23 protein-coding genes are annotated in these 25,589 nt (G+C 66.8%); 16 read left to right on the top strand and 7 right to left on the bottom strand.

What is annotated here, in order from left to right; genetic code table 11:
• Positions 1-27: 27 nt before the first annotated feature.
• Complete coding sequence (locus ACQ5J0_RS13715) at positions 28-858, bottom strand: double zinc ribbon domain-containing protein (RefSeq protein WP_462568113.1); 831 nt, start codon at positions 856-858, stop codon at positions 28-30.
• Here ACQ5J0_RS13715 and ACQ5J0_RS13720 point away from each other — a divergent pair.
• Positions 857-1,657, top strand: coding sequence for a methyltransferase domain-containing protein (locus ACQ5J0_RS13720; protein WP_462568114.1), 801 nt, complete (start codon positions 857-859; stop codon positions 1,655-1,657). The two genes, ACQ5J0_RS13715 and ACQ5J0_RS13720, sit on opposite strands and share 2 nt — an antisense overlap.
• Here the strand turns inward: ACQ5J0_RS13720 and ppdK are convergent.
• The 3 genes from ppdK to ACQ5J0_RS13735 all read right to left on the bottom strand — a co-directional run bounded on the left by ppdK (position 1,654) and on the right by ACQ5J0_RS13735 (position 8,188).
• Positions 1,654-4,317: a pyruvate, phosphate dikinase gene (gene ppdK / locus ACQ5J0_RS13725; RefSeq protein WP_462568115.1), complete on the bottom strand. Its 2,664-nt coding sequence runs from the start codon at positions 4,315-4,317 to the stop codon at positions 1,654-1,656. The two genes, ACQ5J0_RS13720 and ppdK, sit on opposite strands and share 4 nt — an antisense overlap.
• 180 nt (positions 4,318-4,497) lie before the next feature.
• Complete coding sequence (gene glyS / locus ACQ5J0_RS13730; RefSeq protein ID WP_462568116.1) at positions 4,498-7,185, bottom strand: glycine--tRNA ligase subunit beta; 2,688 nt, start codon at positions 7,183-7,185, stop codon at positions 4,498-4,500.
• 103 nt (positions 7,186-7,288) lie between these two features.
• Entirely contained in the window at positions 7,289-8,188 is a 900-nt protein-coding gene (locus ACQ5J0_RS13735; RefSeq protein WP_462568117.1) for a glycine--tRNA ligase subunit alpha, read from the bottom strand.
• A gap of 160 nt (positions 8,189-8,348) precedes the next feature.
• Between ACQ5J0_RS13735 and ACQ5J0_RS13740 the strand changes: the two genes are divergently transcribed.
• The 11 genes from ACQ5J0_RS13740 (at position 8,349) to ACQ5J0_RS13790 (ending at position 16,916) form a co-directional block, all read left to right on the top strand.
• A complete protein-coding gene (locus tag ACQ5J0_RS13740) occupies positions 8,349-8,735 on the top strand; it encodes a hypothetical protein (protein WP_462568118.1) in 387 nt (128 codons plus the stop codon).
• The gene (locus tag ACQ5J0_RS13745) at positions 8,732-8,941 is read left to right on the top strand and encodes a helix-turn-helix transcriptional regulator (RefSeq protein ID WP_462568119.1); all 210 of its coding nucleotides are present in this window, start codon (positions 8,732-8,734) and stop codon (positions 8,939-8,941) included. The genes ACQ5J0_RS13740 and ACQ5J0_RS13745 overlap by 4 nt, the downstream gene beginning before the upstream one ends.
• 75 nt (positions 8,942-9,016) lie before the next feature.
• Complete coding sequence (locus ACQ5J0_RS13750; protein WP_462568120.1) at positions 9,017-9,955, top strand: TraB/GumN family protein; 939 nt, start codon at positions 9,017-9,019, stop codon at positions 9,953-9,955.
• The gene (locus tag ACQ5J0_RS13755) at positions 9,952-10,839 is read left to right on the top strand and encodes a TraB/GumN family protein (protein WP_462568121.1); all 888 of its coding nucleotides are present in this window, start codon (positions 9,952-9,954) and stop codon (positions 10,837-10,839) included. Before ACQ5J0_RS13750 ends, ACQ5J0_RS13755 begins: the two co-directional genes overlap by 4 nt.
• 140 nt (positions 10,840-10,979) lie before the next feature.
• Positions 10,980-11,675, top strand: a complete 696-nt coding sequence (locus ACQ5J0_RS13760; protein WP_462568122.1) for a 50S ribosomal protein L25/general stress protein Ctc — start codon at positions 10,980-10,982, stop codon at positions 11,673-11,675.
• A gap of 131 nt (positions 11,676-11,806) precedes the next feature.
• Positions 11,807-12,376, top strand: coding sequence for an aminoacyl-tRNA hydrolase (pth, locus tag ACQ5J0_RS13765; protein ID WP_462568123.1), 570 nt, complete (start codon positions 11,807-11,809; stop codon positions 12,374-12,376).
• Between the two features lie 35 nt (positions 12,377-12,411).
• Positions 12,412-13,413, top strand: coding sequence for an SDR family oxidoreductase (locus ACQ5J0_RS13770; RefSeq protein WP_462568124.1), 1,002 nt, complete (start codon positions 12,412-12,414; stop codon positions 13,411-13,413).
• Entirely contained in the window at positions 13,403-14,083 is a 681-nt protein-coding gene (locus tag ACQ5J0_RS13775) for a lysostaphin resistance A-like protein (RefSeq protein WP_462568125.1), read from the top strand. Before ACQ5J0_RS13770 ends, ACQ5J0_RS13775 begins: the two co-directional genes overlap by 11 nt.
• Positions 14,084-14,115: 32 nt before the next feature.
• Entirely contained in the window at positions 14,116-15,216 is a 1,101-nt protein-coding gene (ychF, locus tag ACQ5J0_RS13780; protein WP_462568126.1) for a redox-regulated ATPase YchF, read from the top strand.
• 348 nt (positions 15,217-15,564) lie between these two features.
• Positions 15,565-16,362 (top strand): DUF1206 domain-containing protein, encoded by a 798-nt coding sequence (locus ACQ5J0_RS13785; RefSeq protein WP_462568127.1) that lies wholly within the window; start codon positions 15,565-15,567, stop codon positions 16,360-16,362.
• 89 nt (positions 16,363-16,451) lie between these two features.
• The gene (locus tag ACQ5J0_RS13790) at positions 16,452-16,916 is read left to right on the top strand and encodes a MaoC family dehydratase (RefSeq protein ID WP_462568128.1); all 465 of its coding nucleotides are present in this window, start codon (positions 16,452-16,454) and stop codon (positions 16,914-16,916) included.
• Positions 16,917-16,937: 21 nt separating this feature from the next.
• Here the strand turns inward: ACQ5J0_RS13790 and ACQ5J0_RS13795 are convergent, their stop codons facing one another.
• The 3 genes from ACQ5J0_RS13795 to mutL form a co-directional block, all read right to left on the bottom strand.
• A complete protein-coding gene (locus ACQ5J0_RS13795) occupies positions 16,938-17,435 on the bottom strand; it encodes a hypothetical protein (RefSeq protein WP_462568129.1) in 498 nt (165 codons plus the stop codon).
• A gap of 647 nt (positions 17,436-18,082) precedes the next feature.
• A complete protein-coding gene (locus ACQ5J0_RS13800) occupies positions 18,083-18,553 on the bottom strand; it encodes a sensor histidine kinase N-terminal domain-containing protein (RefSeq protein WP_462568131.1) in 471 nt (156 codons plus the stop codon).
• Positions 18,554-18,905: 352 nt separating this feature from the next.
• Positions 18,906-20,738: a DNA mismatch repair endonuclease MutL gene (mutL, locus tag ACQ5J0_RS13805; RefSeq protein WP_462568132.1), complete on the bottom strand. Its 1,833-nt coding sequence runs from the start codon at positions 20,736-20,738 to the stop codon at positions 18,906-18,908.
• Positions 20,739-20,935: 197 nt separating this feature from the next.
• Between mutL and ACQ5J0_RS13810 the strand changes: the two genes are divergently transcribed.
• The 4 genes from ACQ5J0_RS13810 to mrdA are packed head-to-tail and all read left to right on the top strand — an operon-like array spanning position 20,936 to position 25,586.
• Positions 20,936-21,979 carry a rod shape-determining protein gene (locus tag ACQ5J0_RS13810; RefSeq protein WP_067607478.1) on the top strand — a complete coding sequence of 348 codons (1,044 nt, stop codon included), beginning with the start codon at positions 20,936-20,938 and terminating at the stop codon, positions 21,977-21,979.
• A gap of 33 nt (positions 21,980-22,012) precedes the next feature.
• A complete protein-coding gene (locus ACQ5J0_RS13815) occupies positions 22,013-22,903 on the top strand; it encodes a rod shape-determining protein MreC (protein WP_462568133.1) in 891 nt (296 codons plus the stop codon).
• Positions 22,904-22,905: 2 nt separating this feature from the next.
• On the top strand, positions 22,906-23,460 hold the full coding sequence (gene mreD, locus ACQ5J0_RS13820; protein WP_462568134.1) for a rod shape-determining protein MreD: 555 nt from the start codon (positions 22,906-22,908) through the stop codon (positions 23,458-23,460).
• On the top strand, positions 23,457-25,586 hold the full coding sequence (mrdA, locus tag ACQ5J0_RS13825) for a penicillin-binding protein 2 (RefSeq protein WP_462568135.1): 2,130 nt from the start codon (positions 23,457-23,459) through the stop codon (positions 25,584-25,586). Before mreD ends, mrdA begins: the two co-directional genes overlap by 4 nt.
• Positions 25,587-25,589 lie beyond the last annotated feature (3 nt).

Below are 25,589 nucleotides of genomic sequence, written 5' to 3' on the forward strand. Positions count from 1 at the left end.
CCTTAAGGGAAAGGTCCGGTACATTCGTCACGTGGCGCCCGGGACCTTCGCGGTCTCGGGCGTTTCGCTTTGCGGCCAGGGTGGCGCAGTTGCCATTCCCGGATTGCGCTCGCCGTCGAGGACCCGGGCAAAGCAGCAGATGATCACGCTGGTCGCCCCCGCCCGTTTGAGCGCGGCGACGCAGGCCTGCGAGGTGGCGCCGCTGGTGAGCACGTCGTCGACGAGGATCACGGAGCGCCCCTTCACCGCTTTCGCGCCGCTTCGGCTGACCCGGATCGCGCCGGCGAGCGCGCGGCGGCGGGCCTTGGCGCCCAGCCCTCGCAGCACCGGGGTCCGTCTGGTGCGGACCAGCGCATCGACCACCAGCGCGCCGTGCCCCATTCCGGCCAGGCTCCGGCCCAGCAGCGCGGCCTGGTTGAACCCGCGGTACCACAACCGCCAGCGGTGCAGCGGCACGGGGACGATCAGCCGGTCCGCAGGCGGCGGCAGCCGCGCCGCCATCAGCCGCGCCAGCATCGGGGTGAGCGCGATCCTGCGCCCGTGCTTGAAGGCGAGCACGAGTCGTCGTGAGACGTCGTTGTAGAGCGTCGCTGCGGCGATCCCGTCGTGTCTGGGCGGCTCCTTCATGCAGGGCAGGCAGATCGCGCCTGCTTCCATATTCGCGCCGCTAAAGGGCCGCTGGCATAGCGCGCAGCTGGGCTCCGAGGGAATCTCGAGCTGCTCCCAGCAAGCGGCGCAGAGCCCGACCTGCTGCGCAATTCCCTCGCCGCAGACCGGGCAGCGCGGCGGGTAGACGAGGTCCACCAGCGGGGCGAGCGTCTCGGCGAGAAAGCGGCGCGCGGGCGTGGGGGCGGGCATGACGCGCAGGCTGCACCGCTTGCGCGGCGGTGACAAGCGCGGCAGGGCAGAGGCCATGCCGAACCCCGCCCCGCCCCGGATATTTTCGCCCGCCCGCCGCAAGTCTGCTTGGGAGCGCGCGCGTATCCGCCAGCAACAGGACGGCGCGGCGCGCTTCGTGATCGAGGACATGGCGGAGGATTTCGCCGAGCGGGTTGGCTTCATGCAGCTCGCTCCCGAGCGCGCCTTGGTGATGGGCTTGCTGACCGACGGACTGCCGGGGCTGGAGAATGCCTCCCATGCGGCGCCCGGTGATTTCGACGAGGAGCTGCCCTTCCCCGGCGGCCCCTATAATTTCATCGCCAGTTTCGAGACGCTGGCGACGGTCAACGACCTGCCGGCCGCGCTGCTGCATATGCGCTGTGCGCTGGCCGAGGGCGGCGTCGCGATGGCAAGCCTCGTCGGGGCCGGGAGCCTCGCGAACCTGCGCCGCGCGATGATCGCCGCCGAGCCCGACCGGCCCTCCCCGCGGATGCACCCGCTGGTCGACAACCGCGCCGCGACCGCGCTGCTCGAGCGCGCGGGGTTCCGGCGCTTCGTGGTCGATTCGCGCGCGCTCTCGGTCGCCTATCGCTCGCTCGACCAGCTCGTCGCCGACCTGCGCGATCAGGCGCTGGGCAATCAGCTCGCCCGGGTCTCCCCGCCGCTGGGCCGCGCGGCGCTCGAGCGCGTTCGCGCCGCGTTTCTGGGCCACGCCGACGAACAGGGCCGCGTGGTCGAAACCTTCGAAATTCTCACCCTAACCGGCTGGAAATCCTAGCGTAAGCTCGCCTGCGCTGCGGCCAGGCGGGCGATCGGCACGCGGTAGGGCGAGGCCGAGACGTAATCCAGCCCGACCCGCTCGCAGAAGCCGATCGAGGACGGATCGCCGCCATGCTCTCCGCAGATCCCGAGCTTGATGTCGGCGCGGGTGGCGCGGCCGCGCTCGGCCGCCATCGACACCAGTTCGCCCACGCCCTCGATGTCGAGGCTGACGAAGGGATCGCGCGGGAAGATGCCCTGGTCGACATAGGGGCCGAGGAAGCGCGCGCTGTCGTCGCGGCTGACCCCGAGCGTGGTCTGGGTGAGATCGTTGGTCCCGAAGCTGAAGAAATCGGCGTGCTGCGCAATCTGCCCCGCCATCAGCGCGGCGCGCGGCAGCTCGATCATCGTGCCGACCAGATAGTCCACCCGCTGGCCGAGCTGCGCGAACACCTCGTCCGCGACCCGGTCGACCAGCGTGCGGAGGATTTCGAGTTCGCGCCTGGTGGCGACCAGCGGGATCATGATTTCGGGCAGCGGCGCTTCCCCACTCTCCTTCGCGACTTCGCAGGCCGCCTCGAAGATTGCGCGCGCCTGCATCTCGTAGATCTCGGGGTAGGTGATTCCCAGCCGGCAGCCGCGATGGCCGAGCATCGGGTTGAACTCGTGCAGCTCGGCGGCGCGGCGGCGCAGGTGATCGACTCCGAGCCCGGTGGCATCGGCCAGTTCGGCGAATTCGGATTCCTGCTGCGGCAGGAATTCGTGCAGCGGCGGGTCGAGCAGGCGGATGGTGCACGGCAGTCCGACCATCACGGTAAAAATAGCGCGGAAATCGGCGCGCTGTTCGGGGAGCAGCTTGGCCAGCGCGGCGCGGCGGCCAGCCTCGTCCTCGGCGAGAATCATCTGGCGCACCGCGCTGATCCGCCCGGCGTCGAAGAACATGTGCTCGGTGCGGCACAGGCCGATGCCCTCGGCGCCGAACTGGCGCGCCATCTTGCAGTCCTGCTCGGTCTCGGCATTGGTGCGCACGCGCATCCGGCGGTGCTCGTCGGCCCATTCCATCATCGTGCCGAAATCGCCCGCAAGCTCGGGTTCGATGGTGGCGACCTCGCCCGCCATGACCTGGCCGTTGCTGCCGTCGAGGGTGATGACGTCGCCCTCCTTCAGCTCGCGATTGCCGATCCGCAGGGTGCGGCCCTCGCGCGAAATCGAGAGCTGCGAGGCGCCCGAGACGCAGGGGCGCCCCATGCCGCGCGCGACCACCGCGGCGTGGCTGGTCATCCCGCCGCGCGCGGTCAGGATGCCGGCGGCGGCGTGCATGCCGTGGATGTCCTCGGGGCTGGTCTCGACCCGCACCAGGATCACCTTCTCGCCGCGCTGCGCCCAGCTTTCGGCGGTCTCGGCGTCGAGCACGATCCTGCCCGAAGCCGCGCCCGGCGAGGCGGGCAGGCCGGTGGTCATCACGTCGCGATGCGCCTCGGGGTCGAGCGTGGGGTGGAGCAGCTGATCGAGCGCCATCGGATCGACGCGCAGGATCGCCTGGCGCCGGTCGATCAGCCCCTCGCCGACCATGTCGACCGCCATCTTGAGCGCGGCCTTGGCGGTGCGCTTGCCGTTGCGGGTCTGGAGCAGCCAGAGCTTGCGCTGCTGCACGGTGAACTCGATGTCCTGCATGTCGGAATAATGCTTCTCGAGCAGTTCGAACACGCGCGCGAGCTCGGCGAAGGCCTCGGGCATCGCCTCTTCCATGCTCGGCTTGTCGGCGCCGGCCAGTTCGCGGCGGGCGCGGGTGAGATATTGCGGGGTGCGGATCCCGGCGACGACATCCTCGCCCTGCGCATTGACCAGCCATTCGCCGTAATAGGCCTTCTCGCCGGTCGAGGGATCGCGGGTGAAGGCGACGCCGGTGGCGCTGGTGTCGCCCATATTGCCAAACACCATCGCCTGGACGTTGACCGCGGTGCCCATGTCGTGGGGGATGTCGTTGAGGCGGCGGTAGATCTTGGCGCGGTCGGTGTCCCAGCTGTCGAACACCGCGGCGATCGCGCCCCAGAGCTGCGCGTGCGCGTCCTGCGGAAAGGGCTCGCCCAGCTCGCGCTCGACGATGGCCTTGTATTCGCCCACCAGCGAACGCCAGTGATCGGCCTCGAGCTCGGTATCCGAATAGAAGCCCGCGTTCTCCTTGGCGATCTCGAGCGCTTCCTCGAACAGCCCGTGATCGACCCCGAGCACGACGTCCGAATACATCTGGACGAAGCGGCGGTAGCTGTCCCAGGCGAAGCGCGCGTCGCCGCTCGTGCGCGCGAGGCCTTCGACGGTCTCGTCGTTGAGCCCGAGGTTGAGCACGGTGTCCATCATGCCGGGCATCGAGACCGCGGCGCCCGAGCGGACCGAGACCAGCAGCGGGTCTTCCACGTCGCCCAGCATCTTGCCGACGGTGCGCTCGACATGGCGCAGCGCCTCGGCGACCTGGTCGCGCAAGGCCGGCGGGAAGTCCGAACCGCCAGCGAGATAGGTCAGGCATTCCGAAGTGGCGATGGTGAAGCCCGGCGGGACCGGCAGGCCGATCTCGGCCATCACCGCGAGATTGGCGCCCTTGCCTCCGGTGATCCGCTTGTCCTTCTGGCGCGGGTCGGAATGGGGGGCGTCGCCGCCGAAGGAATAGACCGTATTGCTCATCGAAACTCCTCACCCGCGCGGGGGTGCTGACACATTGGACACGGTGCCGGGGCAAGAGCGCCAAAACCGTAAACTTGGCGGCGAAAACCGTCACCTTGGCCGCGAAAGGCGTAAACTTGGCGGTGCAAACCGTAACCTTGCTGGCGGAGAACCGTCACCTTGGCAGGCCGAAGCGTCACCTTAGCCCTCGACCCGCGCAAAATCGGCGACCGTGTGGACCGCGGCGCGGAAGCGGGCGAGCAGGTCGAGCCGAGAAGCGCGTTTTTCGCGATCTTCGTCATTGACCGTCACCTCCTCGAAAAAGCGGTCGATCGGCGCGCGCAGGCTGGCGAGCGCGGCCATGGCGCCCTCGAAATCCTCCGCCACAATCGCCGATGCCGCAGCGGGCTCCGCCGCAGCAAGCGCCTCGATCAGATCCTTCTCCGCAGCTTCGGGCGTGTAGGAAAGTGTTTTCGCACTGCGATCTGCATTGCGGGCGGCGAGGATTGCGTCGTTGACCGTCTTCATGTCGGGATCGTCGACCAGCGCGAGCGGGTCTTCTTCGCCGGTCTCGGCGATCTCCTCGGAAGCCCCTTCCCTGAAGGGAAGGGGTTGGGGATGGGTGTTCGACGCCTCGGGCGTGGGCCCCCCCACCCCCGGCCCCCCCCCCGCGGGGAGGGGAGAAGAGGACCAGTCCTCTTTCTTGAGGATATTGGCGGCGCGCTTGTAGGCGGCGAGAAGATTGGCGCCCTCGGCGGTTTCGACGTAGTTCTGCAATGCTTTCACCCTTGCCAGCAGGCGGACGAGATCGTCTTCGCCTCCCAGAGCAAACACCGCATCGATGAGATCGTGCCGGACGCCGGCCTCGCGTTGCTGGACCTTGAGGCGGTCGGCGAGGAAGTCGGCAACACTCTCAAAGACCGAAACGAAGTCTTTCGTAACGAAAAGCGCGGAGTCGCTAAGCTCCGCGTCTCCCAAAGCTCCCCGCTCCTCGAACTCACGATAAGGAAGTAGAGCATGCCAGACGACAGGTTCATAGGCCTCGTCTTCATCGCGGTCCGCCAGAATCTGATAGGTCAGTTCGTTAACTGGAGGATACCGATCGTCGTCAGGCGTCCAAGTTTCGACCTTCGCACTCGAGAGCCTGAAATGTGAAATGGCCGGACGCTGCTCGGCCAACGCTAGGCCATGATACGCGTCTAGCGCACGCTCGAGCGACAACCGAAGGCCATTCCTTATGATTAGGCTCAAGACAGCGATTGCCGCCCGCCTGAGAGCGTAAGGATCTTTTGAACCGGTGGGCGCTTTGTCGATTCCGAAAAACGAGAAGACCGTATCCAGCTTGTCCGCTAGACTGACCGCCACCGTCACCGGTTCGGTCGGCACATCGTCGCCCTGCCCGACCGGCTTGTAGTGATCGCGGATCGCGTCGGCGACCGCGTCATTATGCTCCCCGCCCACCCCCTCGGCACGGGCGTAATAGCCGCCCATAAGCCCCTGCAATTCGGGGAATTCGCCGACCATCTCGGTGACCAGATCGGCCTTGGCGAGCCGCGCGGCCTGTTCCGCGAGATCGGCCAACTCTTCTCTCGTCACCCCCGCGAAGGCGGGGGTCCCGCTGGTTTCCGGCGCGGCGCTCGAAGACAAAGCGGGATCCCCGCCTGCGCGGGGATGACGGGGTTGGAGGTCGGGAGTGACGATCCCCTCCTCAACCAGCCAGCGCGCCAGCTTCGCCACGCGCTCGACCTTGTCGGCGACGCTGCCCAGCTTCTCGTGGAAGGTGATCCGATCGAGCCCCTCGGCGTGCTGCGCCAGCGTCTTCTTGCGATCGACATCCCAGAAGAAGCGCGCATCCGAGAGCCGCGCGGCGAGGACCTTGCGGTTGCCGTCGACGATCGCCGCGCCGCCGTCTTCCGCCGCGATATTGGCGGTGCAGATGAAGGCATTTGCGAGGAGCTGAGTCCCCGCGGCGGCGGGGACCTCGGTCGGTGGCGCGCCTTCGCCTGAGGCGCCCGCCTGCGCGGGGGCTGCGGTGCAGACGAAATACTTCTGGTTCACCCGCGCGGTGAGCTGGATGACCTCGGGCGGGACGCTGAGGAAATCCTCCTCGAAGCGGCCGAGCAGCGGGACCGGCCATTCGGTCAGACCGGCGTTCTCGACCACCAGCCCCTCGTCCTCGACCAGCGTGAGGCCCGCTTCGGCGGCGACCTGCGCGGCGCCCTTGCGGATCAGCGCGGCGCGTTCCTCGTGATCGACGATGACATGGCCGGCACGCAGCTTCATCGCGTAGTCGCCGGCATTGCCGATGGTGATGTCGCCCGAGTGGTGGAAGCGGTGGCCCAGCGTCACTGCGCCGCTGGTGACGCCGTGGACCTCGCATTGGACCACTTCGTCGCCCAGCAGCGCGACCACGCCCGAGAGCGGGCGCACCCAGCGCAGGGACTCGGTGCCGATCGAAGCCGCGCCCCAGCGCATCGATTTGGGCCAGGAAAAGTCGCGCACGATTGCGGGGATCGCCCGGGCGAGCAGGTCGGCGGTCGCGCGGCCCGGCTTCTCGATCACCGCGAACCAGGTGTTGCGGCCCTTGACCTCGCGCAAGGTGAGCTGGTCGCGGGTGACGCCGTTCTTGCGGCAGAAGCCTTCGATCGCCTGGTCTGGCGCGCCCTCGGGGGGGCCCTTGGCTTCCTCGCTCACCGCTTCGGTCGCCTGCGGCAGGCGGCGCGCGATCAGCGCGAGCCGGCGCGGGGTGGACCAGACGGTGATGTCGTTCGCGGCGATCCCTGCGGCGTCGAGTTCGCGGCGCAGCAGCTTTTCCAGCTCGGCGCGCGCGCCGGCCTGCATCCGCGCGGGGATTTCCTCGGAGCGCAGTTCGAGGAGGAAGTCAGTCATTGAATCCTCCCCTCGTAATTGCGAGGAGCCGAAGGCGACGCGGCAATCCATGGACCTGCGCCTTGAATTGCTTCGCTCCGCTCGCAATGACGAACGAGGGGACTCACAACGACCACTCCGGATATTTCTCCGCCCATTGCGGCGCCATCAGCGCGGCGTATGTCTCGCAGCTCCCGCGCGCCAGATCGCGGACCCGGCCCATGTAGCTGGCGCGTTCCTGGACGCTGATCACGCCGCGCGCCTGGAGCAGGTTAAAGATATGGCTGGCCTCGACCGCCTGTTCATAACCGGCGATAGGCACCTGATTTTCCAGCGCATTGCGGCATTCGGTCTCGGCCTTGGCGAAGAGCTCGAACAGCGCGGCGGTGTCGGCGACCTCGAAATTCCATTTCGACATCTGCCGCTCGTTCTCGAGGAAGACGTCGCCGTAGCTCACCCCCTGCCCGTTAAAGTCGAGATCGTAGACGCTGTCGACGCCCTGGATATACATCGCGAGCCGCTCGAGCCCATAGGTCAGCTCGCCCGCGACCGGCTTGCAGTCGAACCCGCCCATCTGCTGGAAATAGGTGAACTGGGTCACCTCCATCCCGTCGCACCAGACCTCCCAGCCCAGCCCCCAGGCGCCCAGCGTGGGGCTTTCCCAATCGTCCTCGACGAAGCGGATGTCGTGCTTGAGCGGGTCGATCCCGATCACCGCGAGGCTCTCGAGATAGAGGTCCTGGATGTCGGGCGGGCTGGGTTTGAGGATCACCTGATATTGGTAGTAATGCTGCAGCCGGTTGGGGTTCTCGCCGTAGCGGCCATCGGTCGGGCGGCGGCAGGGCTGGACGAAGGCGGCGTTCCACGGCTCGGGTCCGAGCGCGCGCAGCGTCGTGGCGGTGTGGAAGGTGCCCGCGCCCATGCGCATGTCGTAGGGCTGCAGGATCAGGCACCCGCGCGCGGCCCAGAAATCGTGCAGCGCGAGGATCATGTCCTGGAAAGATCGACGAGGATTGCGGTCCATGGCGGCGGGCTTTGGCTTATGGCCCCCGGAGCGTCAATGCCGTGTGGAATGCGGACGCGGCGATGACAGGTTGTGGCGACACGATGTCAGGTAATGTTGACATTGTCAGCGAATCGCGACATATGGTCAGGCATACCTGACACGCTCGGAGCAAGAGCCGATGCAACCCGATACCAAAACCAACCTCTATCTGACGTCGGCCGTGATGGGCGGAGTTGCTTCGGTTGTGCTGGCCCTGGCCAACCTGTTCGACTGGACCGGCTGGCTCTACGGCGGCCCCGCGCTTGTCACGATCGTCTCCCTGCTGGTGATCCTGCGGCGCACGCTGCGCGACGAATACACCCAGAGCCTGTGGCAGGCAGGGACCTCCGCGGCGTTCGTGGTCCTGGCGATCCTCTATTTCCTCGTGCCCTTCGCGGCGGGCTTCATCGATGGCCTTGCAGGCAGAGAGGCCACGAGGGATTTTCCCTACGAACTGGCCGCCATCGGCGCCTTCGTCGCTTTCTACGCCGGTTTCCTGCTGGCCTGGCTGCGAAGCGCCCGGTGAAGAACCGCCTCCGTGTGCTGCGCGCCGAGCGCGAGTGGAGCCAGGCCGAGCTGGCCGGGCAGCTCGATGTCTCGCGCCAGGCGGTCAACGCGATCGAGACCGGCAAGCACGATCCCTCGCTCGGTCTCGCGTTCAGGATCGCCCGGCTGTTCGCCATGCCGGTCGAGCAGATTTTCGACGACGGAGCCCATGATGGCGAAGAGTGAGCAAGACTCTGCCGCCCGCCCTTCCGCAATTTCGTACCTGACCTTAACCGCCCCGCCCTATAGAAGGACCCGACCATGACCCAGACCAGAACCCGCTTCGCCGCCGCGCTCACCGCCGGCACCATGTTCGTCGGCCTGCAGGCCTGCACCACCGTCGCCGAGGATAGCGCGCCCGTCGCCGCGAGCGCTCCCGCCGCAGCGCCCGCGCAGCCCGCCGGCCCGGCGCTGTGGAAGGTCGCCGACGAGGACACCACGATCTATCTGTTCGGCACCGTCCACGCGCTGCCCGAGGATATCGACTGGTTCAGCGGCCCGGTCGCCGCCGCGCTCGGATCCTCGGGCACGCTGGTGACCGAGATTCCCTCGGGCTTCGAGCAGGACCCGGCCAACCAGCAGAAGATCATCGGACTGGCCTTGCTGCCCGAGGGCGAGAGCCTGCGCGACCAGCTCGATCCCGAGCAGCGCGCCAGCTACGAGGCGGCGATGACCTCGCTCGAGTTGCCGGTTGGCGCCTTCGACCGCTTCGAGCCGTGGTTCGCAGGCATGAACCTTGCGGTGCTGCCGCTACTCAAGGCGGGCTATGCCGCCGAGAGCGGGGTCGAGAAGCTGGTCGAGGAGCGCGCACCTGAGGGGGCGACCCGCGACGCGCTCGAGACGGTCGAGTTCCAGCTCGGCATGCTCGACACCCTGCCGGTCCAGTCGCAAATCGATTTCCTCATCGCCACCACCGACATGATCGACGAGGTGGTGCCGATGATGGATCAGCTGCTCACCGAATGGGTGGAAGGCGACACCGAGGAGCTGGGCGAGCTGATGAACGCCAATCTCGCCGATCCGGTGCTTGCCGAGGCGCTGCTCTACAGCCGCAACCGCAATTGGGCCGACTGGATCGACGAGCGGCTCGACACGCCGGGCACGGTCTTCATGGCGGTCGGCGCCGGGCATCTTGCGGGCACCAACAGCGTGCAGGACTATCTCGAAGAGCGCGGCATGACCGTGACGCGGGTCCAGTGAGCCTGCGCCTCTTCCTGCCGGCGCTGCTTGGCGCCCTGCTGCTGGCGGGGTGTTCCGACCAGCCCGCGGTGCCGGCGGCGCAGCCCGAGGGCGCGCCGATCCTGTGGGAGCTCGCCAATGCCCAAGGGGAGGTCGAGGGCTGGCTGTTCGGCACCATCCACGCCCTCCCCGACGGAGTCGAATGGCGCTCGAATGTGCTCGACGAGGCGGTGGCGGAGGCCGATGTGCTGGCGGTCGAGGTCGCCTCGCTCGACGACGGGGTGGCGCTGGGCGAATTGTTCACCCGGCTCGCCTTCGATGATCCGCCCGGCCCGCTCGCCGCGCGGGTCGATCCCGCGCTCGCCGATCAGTACCAGGCGCTGCTGACGCGGGCCAAGGTCCGCCGCAGCCATTTCGATGCGATGGAGACCTGGGCCGCGGCGCTGACGCTGGCGCAGGTGGCGCAGCAGGCGAAGTCCGAGAACGGCGTCGATCGCGCGCTGATCCGCGATTTCGGCACCCGCGAGATCATCGAATTCGAGGGCGCGGAGACGCAATTGCGGATTTTCGACGATCTGCCCGAGACCGAGCAGCGCGACCTGCTCAACGCGGTGATCGGCGAGACCGAGGATTACGAGCAGGACATCGGCCGGATGGCGCGGATGTGGCAGACGGGCGACGAGAAGCAGTTGAGCGAACTCACCGGCGAGGGCATCCTCGCCGATCCCGAGCTCTACGAAGCGCTGCTCGCTGGGCGCAACCGCGCCTGGGCGGCGCAGCTGGAAAACCTGCTCTCGGCCGACCCTAAGCCCTTCGTGGCGGTGGGAGCGGCGCATATGTTCGGCGACGACGGCCTTCCCGCGCTGATGGAAGCGCGCGGCTACACCGTCCGCCGCATCCAGTAGCGGCCCCTCGCCCCTTCAGTCCTGCGGCCTTGCGTTTTTGCCGTCACCTGCTAAGCGCCCGCCAGTCCGGTGCCATGGTCATCCCTGGAGGCGTGGTGAACCGGACGACAACCACAAGCAATTCGAAAGGTACGAAACTCATGAGCGATGCTCTGACCCTACCGGCCGAGACGCGCGAACGGGCTGGCAAGGGAGCCTCCCGTGCACTGCGTCGCGATGGCCGTGTCCCCGCCGTGATCTATGGCGGCAAGGAAGAACCCGTGATGATCCACATCGAGGAGAAGGAACTGGTCAAGCAATTGATGACCGGTCACTTCATGAACTCGATCGTCGAGATCGAACTTGGCGGCCAGACGCTGCGCACCCTGCCCAAGGATGTTGCGCTCGACCCGGTCAAGGATCGCCCGATCCACGCCGATTTCCTCCGCATGGTCAAGGGCGGCAAGATCGACGTCCAGGTCCCCGTGGTCTTCGCCAACGAGGAAGCCTCGCCGGGTCTCAAGAAGGGCGGCGTGCTCAACGTGGTCCGTCACGAGCTCGAGCTGGTCTGCGACAATGATCGCATCCCCAGCGAGATCGTGATCGACGTCACCGGCAAGGAAGTCGGCGATTCGATCCACATCAGCGAAGTCACGCTTCCCGAGGGCAGCGAAAGCGCCATCACCGATCGCGATTTCACCATCGCCACGCTGGTTGCGCCGTCCGCGCTCAAGCGCGCCGAGGGTGAAGCCGGCGACGACCAGACCGGCGCCGGCATGGATGCCGGTGGAACCGCCGCGACCGAACAGGGTCCCGACGACGACGCCGCTCAGGAACAGGAAGACAAGAGCGAGTAAACGCTCCTCTTCCCAACCGATACCGAGACACCGGGCTTCGCGAGAAGTCCGGTGTTTTGCTTTGTGCGCCTGGCCTGCGCGTGACCGCGTGCGGGGGTGACGAAGCGGCAGGGGTCGATTAAGCGCTCGCCATGCAAATCTGGACAGGCCTCGGAAATCCCGGACCCAAATACACCATGCAGCGGCACAATGTCGGCTTCATGGCCTGCGACGTGATCGCCGACATGCATGATTTCGGCCCGGTGCAGAAGAAGTTCAGCGGCTGGGTCCAGGAGGGCCGCATCGGCACCGAGAAGGTGCTGCTGCTCAAGCCCGCCACCTTCATGAACGAGAGCGGCCGCGCGGTCGGCGAGGCGCTGCGCTTCTACAAGCTGGGCACCGAAGCGCTGACCGTGTTCCACGACGAGCTCGATCTGGCGCCGTTCAAGGTCAAGGTGAAGCAGGGCGGCGGCCATGCCGGGCACAATGGCCTGCGCAGCATCGACCAGCATTGCGGACCCGAGTTTCGCCGGGTGCGGATCGGGATCGGCCATCCCGGGCACAAGGACCGCGTCACCGGGCACGTCTTGGGCGACTACGCCAAGGCGGAGCGCGACGATCTGATCGCCATGCTTGGCGCGATGGGCGCGGAGGCCGACTGGCTCGCGCGCGGCGACGACGCGCGGTTCATGAACGACGTGGCGCTCAGAATGCAGGAATGATGTGCTAGGTTGCTCCTGAGACAGAGGAGATTCGCATGCCCGATCTGACCCGCCGCTCGCTGCTCGCCGGTGCCGCCGCGACCACCGTGCTCGCCGCCACCGCCTCCCGCGCGCAGAGCGATTTGATCGCCGCCGCCGCTCCGGATCTCGCGGGCAAATCGATCCTCATCACCGGAACCTCCTCGGGCTTCGGAAGGCTCGGCGCCGAGCATTACGCCCGCGCCGGCGCCCGCGTCTTCGCCACCATGCGCAACATTCCCCGCCCCGAGGCGGATGAATTGCGCCGCCTCGCCGCGAGCGACGACCTCGACCTCCATGTGATCGAGATCGACGTGCTGTCCGACGAACAGGTCGAGCGCGGCGTCGCCGAGGCCATGCGGATCAACGGCGGTCCGATCGATGTCCTGATCAACAATGCCGGGATCGGGATTTCCGGCCCGGTCGAGGTGCAGGACATGGAAGCCACGAAACTGGCCTTCGACACCAATGTCTTCGGCGCCCACCGGATGGCGCGCGCGGTGCTGCCGGGTATGCGCGCCAAGGGCGGCGGCCAGATCTTCCAGATCTCGAGCCAGCTCGGGCGCGTGATCATCCCTTACGGCGGGCATTATTCGGCGACCAAATTCGCACTCGAGGCGATGGGCGAGCAGCTCGCCTACGAACTCGTGCCGCACAATATCGAGGTCACCATTATCGAGCCCGGCGGCTACCCGACCGAGGTCTGGGTCAACCGCAACATCTACACCGGCGCGCTGAAGGAGCGGATCGCCCCCGAACACGCGCTGGGCTATCCGGAAGTCGTCGCGCGGATGGGGACCGAAGATGGCTCCGGCCGCTCCGCCGATCCGATGGACGTGCCGCGCGCCGTCGCCCGCACCATCGCCCTGCCCCAGGGCACCCGCCCGCTGCGCGTTCCGGTCAGCGGCGGAGCGATCCCGCAGACCGCGATCAACGAGGTCACCGCGCGCACCCAGCTCGAATGGCTCGGCCGCTCGCCGCAGCTCGGCCCGGTGATGCGCGCCGTCCATGAACGCTGAGACCGAAAACACCGGGCTCGAAAAGGCGTCGGGCAGGATGATCGCTGCGCTCTCCGCACAGGCCGCGGTTTTCGCCGGGCTGGGCCTCCTGCTCTGGATCTGGTCCGGCCGCGCTGCCGGCGATTTCGTTGTTCTTTCATGGACCGGAGCCCTGACTGGCGTGGCGCTGGCCGCTGCGTTGATCCTGCTCGCCTTCGTCCTTTTTCGTGGGTTTCCCGATATCGGTGAGCGGTTGGTCCGGCTTCAGGCGCCGACTTTTTCGTTGCTGGGCCCGCGGCTTGGATGGCTGCCGATCGTGCTGCTCTCGCTCGGCGCGGGAATAGGCGAGGAGGCCTTGCTCCGCGCAGGATTGCAAACCCTGCTGAGCGATCATCTCGGGCCGATGGCAGCCATTCTGCTGTCTTCCGCCGCGTTTGCCGTCGTTCATTGGGCAAAGCCGGTGATCACCGCATTGCTGTTCGTGATCGGCGCGATTTTCGGCGTGGTGTTCTGGTATAGCGGGAGCCTGCTCGCGGTCATGATCGGTCACGCGCTCTACGATATATGGGCGCTGCGCTATCTCCACCGCGAGATGCACCGGCTGGGTCTGTTCGACGCGCCCGATCCCTCGTCCGGGCCCCCGCCCGAACCCCAGCCGGCACCGCTGGTCAATTCGCCCGGCCCCGGCTAAGGCGCTGCGCGAACAATCAGCTGGAGTTTTCGATGGGTTTCCGTTGCGGGATCGTCGGCTTGCCCAATGTCGGCAAGTCCACCCTTTTCAATGCACTGACCGAGACGCAGGCCGCGCAGGCCGCGAACTATCCCTTCTGCACGATCGAGCCCAATGTCGGCCAGGTCGCGGTCCCCGATGCGCGTCTCGACCGGATCGCCGCGATCGCCGGTTCGGCCAAGACCATCCCGACGCAACTGGGCTTCGTCGATATCGCCGGCCTCGTGAAGGGCGCGAGCAAGGGCGAAGGCCTAGGCAACCAGTTCCTCGGCAATATCCGCGAGGTCGACGCGGTCGTCCACGTGCTGCGCTGCTTCGAGGATGACGACATCCAGCACGTCGCCAACAAGGTCGATCCGATCTCCGACGCCGAAGTGGTCGAGACCGAGCTGCTGCTGTCGGACCTCGAAAGCCTCGAGAAGCGCGTCCCCAACGCGCAGAAGCGCGCCAACGGGGGCGACAAGGAAGCCAAGATCATGGCCAGCGTGCTGGGCCAGGCGCTCGAGCTGCTGCGCGAGGGCAAGCCCGCGCGGCTGACCGAGCCCAAGGACGAGGAAGAGGAGCGCGTCTTCGCGCAGGCGCAATTGCTCAGCGCCAAGCCGGTGCTCTACGTCTGCAACGTCGCCGAGGAAGACGCCGCGACGGGCAATGCGCTCTCCGAGGCGGTCGCCGCCAAGGCCGCGCGCGAGGGCGCGCAGTCGGTGGTGGTCTCTGCGGCGATCGAATCCGAGCTGGTGGGCATGGCACCCGAGGAGCGCAGCGAATATCTCGCCGAGCTCGGGCTCGAGGAAAGCGGGCTGAGCAAGGTGATCCGCGCGGGCTACGAACTGCTCGCGCTCAACACCTTCTTCACCGCCGGCCCCAAGGAAACCCGCGCCTGGACTTTTCCGCGCGGCGCCAAGGCTCCTCAGGCGGCCGGAGAGATCCACACCGATTTCGAGAAGGGCTTCATCCGCGCCGAGACCATCGCCTTCGACGATTACATCGCCCTGAACGGCGAGAGCGGCGCGCGCGAGGCGGGCAAGCTGCGCCAGGAGGGCAAGGAATATCTGGTTCAGGACGGCGACGTGTTGATGTTCAAGTTCAACGTCTAGGGCGGGATGGTTATCGTTTGATCCGACGTCCCCCTCTCCATTGCGAGGGGAAAAGGTTTGGGGCCGGCACCCCGCTTTCGTCATTGCGAGGAGCGCAGCGACGCGGCAATCCACGGGGCGGCGTTGCGGGTTGCTGCTGCCGCTGTGGGTGTGGACACCCTCGGGCCATGGGTTGCCGCGCCGCCTGCGGAGGCTGGCAATGACGAGGGGGGAGCCCGTGCCTAGCGCCGCCCTTCCCCCCTCCCCGCGGGGAGTAGAGTAGGGTTTCCATCCTGCAAAATCGCGCGATAAGGCACCAATTGCGGCCCGAACCGTTCGGGGGGCACAATTCAACGGGGGAAACAAAACGTGGTCGACAAATCCGAGAAGTTCAACTGGCTGGTGCGCGTGGGCTATTTCAGCCGCGCCATTCTCTATGCCGTGCTGGGTCTGATCGCCCTCACCCGCGCCGACCAGATCGGCGAAGGCACCAATGGCGTGTTTCGCGCGATCGAAGATTATCCGGCCGGCACGGTGATCCTGTGGATCATGGTGATCGGCTTGACCGCCTACGCCCTGTTCCGCTTCTGCTCGCCGCTGTTCGATATCGAGAACAACGGGTCGGACAAGAAGGGCTGGGCCAAACGGATCGGCCACGCGGGCAGCGGAATCGGGCACCTCGCGCTCGCCTATTCGGCCTATAAATTCGCCACCAGCACCGGCGGCGGCGGCAACGGCACCCAGGAAGCGGCAGCAGGCGTGCTGTCCTATGATTTCGGCGGCACCGTGCTCGGCCTGCTGGGGGTAATTTTCTTCGTCGTCGCGATCTTCCAGGCCAAGAAGGGCATTTCGGGCGAATTCATGCACCGCGTCAGCGCGCAGGCGCCCGATGCGACCCGCTGGGTGGGCGGCGCGGGCTTTCTCGCGCGCGCGGTGGTCTATGCGGTGATCGGCTGGTCGCTGTTCCAGGCCGGCTTCCTCGCGGGAGGCGCCGACCAGGTCAAATCGCTCGGCGATGCGGTGGCGAGCCTTGCGGGCCAGGGCTTCGTCTTCACGCTCACCGCGATCGGCCTGCTGCTGTTCGGTCTCTTCAGCCTGGTGCTGGCGCGCTACCGGATCATCCCCGAGCTCGACAGCAACAGGGGCATTCCCAAGTTCCGGCTGTGATCGCCTAGCGATCCGAAACGCAGTGACTGCGAAACCGGCGGCGGGCGAAGCGTATTGCTTCGTCCGCCGCTTTGCGCGATGCGGGGTTCATGCTTTACTTCGAAGATATCGAGATCGGCGCGAAGGACTCCTTCGGCAGCTACCAGGTCACCCGCGAGGAAGTGCTGGAGTTTGCGCAGAAATACGATCCCCAGCCGTTCCATCTGAGCGACGAGGCCGCGGCGCAGACGCATTTCGGGAAGATCTCCGCCAGCGGCTGGCACACCTGCGCGATGACCATGCGGATGCTGGTCGAGCACATGTCGGTGATCCAGCGCGCCGGGCTCGGTTCGCCGGGCGTCGACCAGCTGATGTGGCGCAAGCCCGTCTACCCCGGCGACACGCTGCGCTGCGAGACCGAGGTGCTGGAAAAGCGCCGTAGCCGCTCGCGCCCCGAGATGGGCCTCTTCAAGACCCGCGCGCAGACCTACAACCAGAACGACGAGCTGGTGCTCGAGATGGTCTCGAACGGGCTGATGCAGGTCCGCGACCCCGAAGCGCCGATCGCGGAGTGATGCTGGCTCGGGCCTAGACTGCTAGGCGCCGCACCGCGCGGTGCCGTCCGCACGGTAAATCACCCGGTCGCGGCCGTCGGTCAGCGTCAGCCGGGCATCGTAGCCCATGGTTTCCATCCCCACCTGCTCGCCCTCGGGGTCGAGCACGTCGAGCTGCAGGCTGAATTCGCGCCCGTCGTATTTCGCCTGCGTGCCGAGCGGGTTTTCGGCGCTGCCGCGATCGGGGGCAAGCCGCATGACCTGCCCGCCGCGCTTGGCGAAGGCGGCATCGCCCATGGTGATCGCCAGCGCCTCGTCGCCACCATTGTCGGCGAGAAAGCTGCAGCCCAGCCCGATCATGTCCTGCTGCTCGATCTCGGCAAGACCGATCGGCTGGAGCGTCACCGGAACCGCGGGCGCGACCTGCGCCGCGCGAACCTCGGCGACATCCTGCGCATCGCGCCGCGCCTGTTCCTCCGGCGAGACGTCATTCCCGCAACCCGCCAGCGCCAGAACCGCAAGACACAACCCGTACCGCATCCATCACTCCACATAGCTTCGTGCCCGCCTTGCTTGGGCAAGCTTGGCCCGAGCCTGAACGACGCGCGCGGAAACGCTGTTCGGGGGTTTGCGGGGCGGGGTCAACTTGCGAAGCACGCGAGTCCGCTTCGAGGCGGGCGGCGAGTGGGTGCTCTGTCCGGGAATGGGTGGAAAACTGACCTTAGATTTCGTTGCGAAAATCCATGCTGAGCCTCTCAAAGAAAGCCACCGTCCTTTCACTCGCTCTTGCGTTTCCTACGCTGTCACAAGCTAAGCATGCTGACAATGTGCCTACATCAGTCGAGCTTCAGGAATTAGTCCAAGGCTCTTGGCCGAGTTTCGCCGGTCTAATCCGTCGGCAGGATGGTTTGATCGTTACCCCCAGCCGATACGCAGGTTTTGCCGCAAGCGCTCTGCATGAGTGAAACGAAGGGAGCGTATGAGTGCGTCTCCCTCGTCGAGTTCGAGCTTCCATCAGGTATCCGCAGAAGCTCGTTGCTACGCCACAATGTCGGTCGAGATGATCAAGGACAGCTATACGACGTGATCGTCATAAGAGAGATGCCTGTATCGCGTTACCCCCCCACGGTCACGAATTTCTGGAACAAGGTTCCAGCGGGCAGGAAGGGTCTCCAACGCTAATCGGATTACTCTATGCGAGGGCTTGCGACCACAAACTGCCATTCGACCTCACTTCCCGGCAGTCGAACCGTTTTCTCAGCAATCCTAAGCGGCTCGCCGCTCAGTTGGTCGGAATCGTAGAAAAACGGATCCTGCAGAGCTCTCCTTCCATCGACCTTCAGCGTGCGGTCCCAGAGCGAGCGCGATGGAAGCTCTACCTGTCCTTCGCCGCTGATCTGCCAATAACGGCCGCTATTTGGGTCTAGGTATCGCCGATCCTCGAGGGGGCGATCGAAACGAACACCACCGGCTGGGTCGATTTGGGCCGCGGCGACCAATCTGCGAAGGGTAGAGTCAAGTTCCTGATCTATCTCGGAGACGTGCATGGCGGCTTGTGAAATATCGGCCGAAGCGCTGCTTGGGTGACTTCCGCTGCATCCCCCGATGAACAGAGCAGCGCCAAGGATAGCGATCGGTCCAAAGCTAACGATGCGCATTGTAGATTCCTTGAGGACTGCTGCGGATGGGGGTGATTATGCCGATTTAGAGAAAGTTTTGCGACATGAGGGATGTCTGCAAGTTGCGAGGAGCGCAGCGACGCGGCAATCCATGGCGTGACGTGGCGGGTTGTCGCTGCCGGGGTTGTGGGTGGGAAGCGTCGGTCGTGGATTGCCGCGCCGCCTGCGGCGGCTCGCAATGACGAGGGGGTGGGGTTTTCTCTGCGGCCGTCCTTCCCCTCGCCCTTCGGGGGGAGGTCGGGTGGGGGTGTTCGGCGCTTCTGGCTGCGCGCGCCGTACCCCCACCCCGGCCCCTCCCCAGAGGGAGGGGGGAAGAAGGGTTGCCCGTCCCTCAATGCCTCCCGAACAGCTTCTCGACATCGTCCAGCGCCAGCTTCACCCAGGTCGGGCGACCGTGGTTGCACTGGCCCGAGCGCGGGGTGTTCTCCATTTCGCGCAGCAGCGCGTTCATCTCGGCGACGCTGAGGACGCGGCCGGCGCGGACCGAGCCGTGGCAGGCCATGGTGGCCAGCACCAGTTCGAGCTTCTCGCTCAGCAGCAGCGCGCCCTTGTCATCGTCCTGCCCGTGCTTGACCAGATCGTCGTCGATATCGCGCAGCAGCTTTTCGGGGTCCCCGTTCCTGAGCGAATGCGGCAGCGCGCGGACCAGCATCGCGGTGGGGCCGAAGCGCTCGATCGCGAGACCGAGCTGCCCCAGCCGCTCGGCCGCCTCTTCCAGCCGGTCGCAGGCGGGTTCTTCCAGTTCGACCACATCGGGCATCAGCAGCGCCTGGCTGCGCGCGGCGGCCTCGCCCGCCCCGGCGGCGCGCAACCGTTCGAGCACCAGCCGTTCGTGCGCGGCGTGCTGGTCGACCAGCACCAGCCCGTCCGCCGCCTCGGCGACGATATAGGTGTTGGCGACCTGCCCCCGCGCGATGCCGAGCGGATAGGCGCGCTGTTCGGGGGCGAACGGCTCGGCCTGCTCCGCCCTGCCCTGCGGCTCCGCCATCGCGCCGGTATCGGCAGCGCGCCACGGGCTCGTCCCGGGTTCGGCGACGCCGGCGGAGGGGCGCGACCAGTCGCGGTTCTCGAAGATCGAGCGCAATGCGGGTGCAGGGTCGTCGCGCTCGCGCTGCCAGCGCTCCATCGCGGCGGCGTCGGGCGATTGCGCGCTGCGGCGGTCGCCGGTCGCCAGCGCCTGCCGCAGCCCCGAGACGATAAAGCCGCGCACGCCTTGTGCATCGCGAAACCGGACCTCGGTCTTGGCGGGGTGGACGTTGACGTCGACGTCTTCGGGCGCAATCTCGAGGAACAGCGCCAGGACCGCGTGGCGGTCGCGCGCGAGCATGTCCGAATAGGCTCCGCGCACCGCGCCCGCGAGCAGGCGGTCCTTCACCGGGCGGCCGTTGACGAAGAGATATTGGTGGTCGGCAATGCCGCGATTGTAGGTCGGCAGCCCGGCGATCCCGGTCAGCCGCATGCCGTGGCGCTCGAGATCGATGGCGACGCCATTGGCCTTGAGCTCGCGCCCGACGATCTGCGCCACCCGGTCTACCAGCGCCTCGCCGGGCTGGAGCGCGAGCACGCGGCGCTCGCCGTGATCGAGCGTGAAACCGATATCGGGCCGCGCCATCGCGAGCCGGCGGACCACGTCGAGGCTGGCGGCGTATTCGCTGCGCGGCGTGCGCAGGAACTTGCGCCGCGCGGGGATCCGCGCGAACACCTGTTCGACCCGCACCCTCGTGCCCGGCGGGAGCGCGGCGGGACCGTCGGAAACGCCGGCACCGTGATCGACCACGATTTTCCACCCCTGCTCGGCGCCATGCGGGCGGCTCTCCAAGGTGAAGCGCGACACGCTGGCGATCGAGGGCAGCGCCTCGCCGCGAAAGCCGAGCGTGGCGACCCGCTCGATCGCGCCTTCTTCGCCGACGAGGCTTTCGGGCAGCTTCGAGGTGGCGTGGCGTTCGAGCGCGAGCGCCATCTCCTCCGGGCTCATCGCGCAGCCGTCGTCGGTGACCTCAAGCGAACCCAGTCCGCCCTCGACCAGCCGGACCGCGATCCGCGTCGCGCCCGCGTCCACCGCGTTCTCGACCAGTTCCTTGAGCGCGGCGGCGGGACGCTCGACCACCTCGCCTGCGGCGATGCGGTTGACGAGCTGTTCGGGGAGGCGGCGGATGATCGGCATGACTGGCACCACAGGCCTAGCCGCGAAGCGCCCGGAATTCGAGCCGGAACGCAGATATTTCCCCGCCAAACCGGCGCGAATGTTTTGGCAATTGCACAGGTGCTTCGCTAAGGGGGTTGTTCCGCTGTCACAATCGGGTCGGAACGGTCGCAAGCTCGGCTCGTAAAGCCCTCATCGAAAATCGGAATCGGGTAGCAATGGGTTTCTGGAACAACCTCTTCAAGTTCGGCTCGCAGAACATGGCGATCGATCTCGGCACGGCTAATACGCTGGTCTATGTCGAGGGTCAGGGCATCGTCCTCAACGAGCCGTCGGTGGTCGCGATCGAGACGATCAACGGCACCAAGCGCGTCAAGGCGGTTGGCGAGGACGCCAAGATGATGATGGGCAAAACCCCCGATTCTATCGAGGCGATCCGCCCCTTGCGCGACGGCGTCATCGCCGACATCGAGATCGCCGAAGAGATGATCAAGCATTTCATCCGCAAGGTGCACGGCCGCAAGAGCCTGATGCGCTATCCCGAGATCACCATCTGCGTCCCCTCGGGCTCGACCAGCGTCGAACGCCGTGCGATCCGTGACGCCGCCAGCAACGCCGGCGCCAGCCAGGTCTATCTGATCCTCGAACCCATGGCCGCCGCGATCGGCGCCGACATGCCGGTCACCGAACCGGTGGGCTCGATGGTGGTCGATATCGGCGGCGGCACCACCGAGGTCGCGGTGCTCAGCCTGCGCGGTCTGGCCTACACCACCTCGGTGCGCACCGGCGGCGACAAGATGGACGAGGCGATCGTCTCCTATGTCCGGCGCCACCACAATCTGCTGATCGGCGAAGCCACCGCCGAGCGGATCAAGAAGGATTACGGCATCGCCGTGGCCCCCGCCGACGGGATCGGCGAATCGATCACGCTCAAGGGCCGCGATCTGGTCAATGGCGTGCCCAAGGAAATCACGATCAACCAGGGCCATATCGCCGAGGCGCTGAGCGAGCCGATCGGCGCGATCGTCGAGGGCGTGCGGATCGCGCTGGAGAACACCGCTCCCGAACTCGCCGCCGACATCGTCGACCAGGGCATCGTCCTGACCGGCGGCGGCGCGCTGATCCAGGGACTCGACCAGTATCTGCGCGAGGAAACCGGCCTGCCGGTGACGATCGCCGAGGATCCGCTGACCTGCGTCGCGATCGGCACCGGCCGGGCGATGGAAGACGAGCGATATCGCGGCGTCTTGATGACCGCGTAGACGACCGGGCAACACTAGGGGAAGACGGCCGCCATGGCGCCGACAGGACAACGGCGCTCGAGCTATTCGCGTAAGGCGCAATACAGCCTATTCACCGGCTATATCGCCGCCGGAGTGGGCGCGCTCGTCGGCGCGGTGCTGCTCGGCCTGTCGCTGTGGCAACCCGGCTTCCTCTCGGGTGCGCGCGGCACCGCCAATGATGCGGCCACCCCGGTGACGCAGCCGGTCGCCGCGGCGCGGACCGAGAGCAAGGGCTTCATCGATGCCGTGCGCGGCTATTACCGCGCCGGGTCGCAGAACGCCGCGCTCAAGCGCGAGATGGAACTGGCGCGGATCCGGCTTGGCGAGGCCGCCGCGGTCGAACAGGAAAACCGGCGGCTCAAAGCCCTGCTCGGGCTTCAGGACGCCGAGGCCAAACCGGTTGCCGTCGCGCGGCTCGTCGGTGCCAGCGCCGCCAGCACGCGGCGTTTCGCCTATCTGGGTGCCGGACGCGCGGATGGCGTCGCGGTCGGCATGCCGGTGCGCAGCCCGCGCGGGGTTATCGGGAGGATTCTCGAAGTCGGCAATCACAGCGCCCGCGTGCTGCTGCTGACCGACCCCGAAAGCGTGCTCCCCGTACGCCGCGCCCAGGACGAGGTGGTCGCCTTTGCCGAGGGCCGCGGAGACGGGCTGATCCGCATCCGCTTGATCAACCTCGGGATCAATCCGCTCGAGCCCGGCGATCTGTTCGTGACCAGCGGCGCGGGCGGCTATTATCAGCCCGGAGTCGCGGTCGCGATCGCCACCGAGATCACCGACGATGGCGCCCTCGCCCGCATCGTCAGCGATCCGGCGGCGGCGGATTATGTCTCGGTTCTCCCGATCTTCGAACCCGAGGCGGTGACCGGCGCCGGCACTCCGATCGAGCGCGAACTGGGCGAATAAAGGTGGAGCGGCTCAACCCGAAATCGCGCAGCGACGCCTATGGCAAGCGGATCAACCGCTCGCATTCGACCGTGGTCGCCACGGTGGTGCCCTATTTTTCGATCCTGATCGCCTCGCTGGTGCCGGTGTTCTTCATCGCCTCCGCGCTGCCGGTGGTGCCGCCGCTCGGGTTTCTCATGCTGCTCGCCTGGCGGCTGGTGCGCCCCGGACTGCTGCCGGTCTGGGCGGGCTTCCCGCTGGGGCTGTTCGACGACCTGTTCAGCGGCCAGCCGCTGGGCAGCGCGGTCCTGCTCTGGTCGGTCGCGATGATCGTCATCGAACTGATCGAGACCCGGTTTCCCTGGCGCAGCTTCGCGCAGGACTGGTTCACCGCGGGTTTAATCCTGCTGGTCTATATGCCCGCCGCAATGCTCGTATCGGGCGGCGAGCCCACGCTCGCCGCTCTCGTCGCTTTGGGGCCTCAACTCGTGTTATCGATTCTCGTCTTTCCACTTTTCGCACGACTTGTCGCGCGGCTCGACCAGATGCGGCTGACCCGCTGGCGGACGGTCGGATGAAGCTGGGCAAAACCAGGCGCGACCATGTCAGCAGCACCACGCTGGACCAGGCTTTCTCGCGGCGCAGCTTCGTCATCGGCGCAGGAATGGGCGGCATCGGGGTGCTGCTTGCCGGACGGATGGCCTTTATTGCCATCGCCGAAAACGAGAAATACGAGCTGGAATCGGAGAGCAACCGGGTCAATCTGTCGCTGATCCCGCCCCGGCGCGGATGGATTCTCGACCGCAACGGCGCGCCGCTGGCCTCGAACAAGGCCGATTTCCGCGTCGATGTCATCCCCGACCAGCTGGTCGACACCAAGGCCACGCTGGCGGCGCTGGGCAAAATTCTCGACCTCGATGCCACCGCCATGGCCGATATCACCAAACGGGTCGACGAAGCCGCCTCCTTCCAGCCGGTCGAGGTGGCGACGGGCCTCGATTACGAGGATTTCGCCGCGGTCAGCGTCCGACTTCCCGATCTGCCCGGCGTCGTCCCCCAGCGCGGCTATTCGCGATTCTATCCTACGGGACCGAGCGTCGGCCATCTGCTCGGCTATGTCGGCCCGGCCAATGCCGAGGAATACGAGGAAGAGGGCGATCCGCTGCTGATCACCCCCGGCTTCAAGATCGGCAAGGACGCGCTGGAGCAGCAATTCGAACAGAACTTGCGCGGGGTCCCCGGCGCGCGGCGCGTCGAGGTGACCGCCTCCGGACGGATCGTCAAGGAACTCGAGACGCGCGAGGATGTCCAGGGCGATCCGGTCCATCTGACGATCGACGGACCGCTTCAGGATTACGCGGCGCGCCGGATCGGACTGGAATCGGGTTCCGCGGTGGTGATGGATTGCCGCACCGGCGACATCCTGTGCATGTCTTCCATGCCCAGCTACGATCCCAACAGCTTTTCCGCCGGGATCGGCAGCGTGGAATATTCGATGCTGCGCGAGGACGAGCGCGTGCCCTTGCGCAACAAGGTGCTCAAGGGGCTCTATCCTCCGGGCTCGACCGTCAAGCCGATGGTCTCCATGGCGCTGCTCGAGCAGGGGATCGATCCCTCGGAGCGGGTGCTGTGCACCGGCGGTCTGCGCGTCGGCAACCGCGTGTTCCGCTGCTGGAAGCGCGGCGGACACGGTGCGGTCGACATGGCCGCAGGCATCTACCAGTCGTGCGACGTCTATTTCTACGCCATGGCGCAGCGTACCGGAATGGACCCGATCGCGGTGATGGCGCGGCGCTGCGGGATGGGGCACGAATTCGAGCTCCCGGTGACCAGCCAGTTCTATGGCACGGTCCCCGATCCGGCCTGGAAGCTGAAGAAATACGAGCGCGAGTGGCAGGCCTACGACACTGTCAACGCCACCATCGGCCAGGGGTACATGCTGGCCAACCCGCTGCAGCTGGCGGTGATGTCGGCGCGCCTCGCCACCGGCAACCATGTCGAGCCCAGACTCAACCGCAAGACTCCGATCAAGGGGTTCGACCAGGTCAATTTCTCGGACGAGCATGTCCGCTACGTCCGCCAGGCGATGAGCGATGTCGTCAACGGCCCCGGCACGGCCGGTCGCGCGCGCCTGCCGATCGAGACGGTCAAGATGGCCGGCAAGACCGGCACGGCTCAGGTCGTCAGCCTCAGCAATTCCGACGGCAAGACCGGCCCGTGGAAATATCGCGACCACGGATTGTTCATCTTCTTCGCCCCGTTCGACAATCCGCGCTATGCCGGGGCGGTGGTGATCGAGCATGGCGGCGGATCGGGCGCAGCCTATCCGATCGCGCGCGACATCATGACCTATCTCTTCGATCCGGCGAAAGGCATGGAAGCGCTGTCCGCGCTGGAAGCGCAATGGGGCGGCACCGCGCAGGAGCGGTTGATCACGAAATACGCCGCCTACGCCGCGGCCGCGGGCGAAACCGTCCCCCCGGCCCCGACGCGCAGCGAAGAAATCTTCGATCGGGTCGAGGCCGAGGCGCGGATCGCCAGTCGCCAGTCCGAACAGCTCGCCGATCGCGTAGTCGTGCCCAGATCCGAAGCCGATCCGCGCGCTGCTCCGCGGACGCCGCAGACCCGCGCCGCGCCGGCGATACCCGCTCCCGAGACCGCATCCACCCCGGCGGCGGCGCCCGTTCAGACCCCGTCGCAGTGAGCC

It is taken from the genome of Qipengyuania sp. SM2512 (assembly GCF_054954005.1).

Excerpts from the sequence above, each read along its gene's own strand:
- ACQ5J0_RS13720 (WP_462568114.1), top strand. The coding sequence starts at position 857 with ATGACGCGCAGGCTGCACCGCTTGCGCGGCGGTGACAAGCGCGGCAGG.
- ACQ5J0_RS13715 (WP_462568113.1), bottom strand. The coding sequence starts at position 858 with ATGCCCGCCCCCACGCCCGCGCGCCGCTTTCTCGCCGAGACGCTCGCC.
- ppdK (WP_462568115.1), bottom strand. The coding sequence starts at position 4,317 with ATGAGCAATACGGTCTATTCCTTCGGCGGCGACGCCCCCCATTCCGAC.
- glyS (WP_462568116.1), bottom strand. The coding sequence starts at position 7,185 with ATGACTGACTTCCTCCTCGAACTGCGCTCCGAGGAAATCCCCGCGCGG.
- ACQ5J0_RS13735 (WP_462568117.1), bottom strand. The coding sequence starts at position 8,188 with ATGGACCGCAATCCTCGTCGATCTTTCCAGGACATGATCCTCGCGCTG.
- ACQ5J0_RS13740 (WP_462568118.1), top strand. The coding sequence starts at position 8,349 with ATGCAACCCGATACCAAAACCAACCTCTATCTGACGTCGGCCGTGATG.
- ACQ5J0_RS13750 (WP_462568120.1), top strand. The coding sequence starts at position 9,017 with ATGACCCAGACCAGAACCCGCTTCGCCGCCGCGCTCACCGCCGGCACC.
- ACQ5J0_RS13760 (WP_462568122.1), top strand. The coding sequence starts at position 10,980 with ATGAGCGATGCTCTGACCCTACCGGCCGAGACGCGCGAACGGGCTGGC.
- pth (WP_462568123.1), top strand. The coding sequence starts at position 11,807 with ATGCAAATCTGGACAGGCCTCGGAAATCCCGGACCCAAATACACCATG.
- ACQ5J0_RS13770 (WP_462568124.1), top strand. The coding sequence starts at position 12,412 with ATGCCCGATCTGACCCGCCGCTCGCTGCTCGCCGGTGCCGCCGCGACC.
- ACQ5J0_RS13775 (WP_462568125.1), top strand. The coding sequence starts at position 13,403 with ATGAACGCTGAGACCGAAAACACCGGGCTCGAAAAGGCGTCGGGCAGG.
- ychF (WP_462568126.1), top strand. The coding sequence starts at position 14,116 with ATGGGTTTCCGTTGCGGGATCGTCGGCTTGCCCAATGTCGGCAAGTCC.
- ACQ5J0_RS13790 (WP_462568128.1), top strand. The coding sequence starts at position 16,452 with ATGCTTTACTTCGAAGATATCGAGATCGGCGCGAAGGACTCCTTCGGC.
- ACQ5J0_RS13795 (WP_462568129.1), bottom strand. The coding sequence starts at position 17,435 with ATGCGGTACGGGTTGTGTCTTGCGGTTCTGGCGCTGGCGGGTTGCGGG.
- ACQ5J0_RS13800 (WP_462568131.1), bottom strand. The coding sequence starts at position 18,553 with ATGCGCATCGTTAGCTTTGGACCGATCGCTATCCTTGGCGCTGCTCTG.
- mutL (WP_462568132.1), bottom strand. The coding sequence starts at position 20,738 with ATGCCGATCATCCGCCGCCTCCCCGAACAGCTCGTCAACCGCATCGCC.
- ACQ5J0_RS13810 (WP_067607478.1), top strand. The coding sequence starts at position 20,936 with ATGGGTTTCTGGAACAACCTCTTCAAGTTCGGCTCGCAGAACATGGCG.
- ACQ5J0_RS13815 (WP_462568133.1), top strand. The coding sequence starts at position 22,013 with ATGGCGCCGACAGGACAACGGCGCTCGAGCTATTCGCGTAAGGCGCAA.
- mrdA (WP_462568135.1), top strand. The coding sequence starts at position 23,457 with ATGAAGCTGGGCAAAACCAGGCGCGACCATGTCAGCAGCACCACGCTG.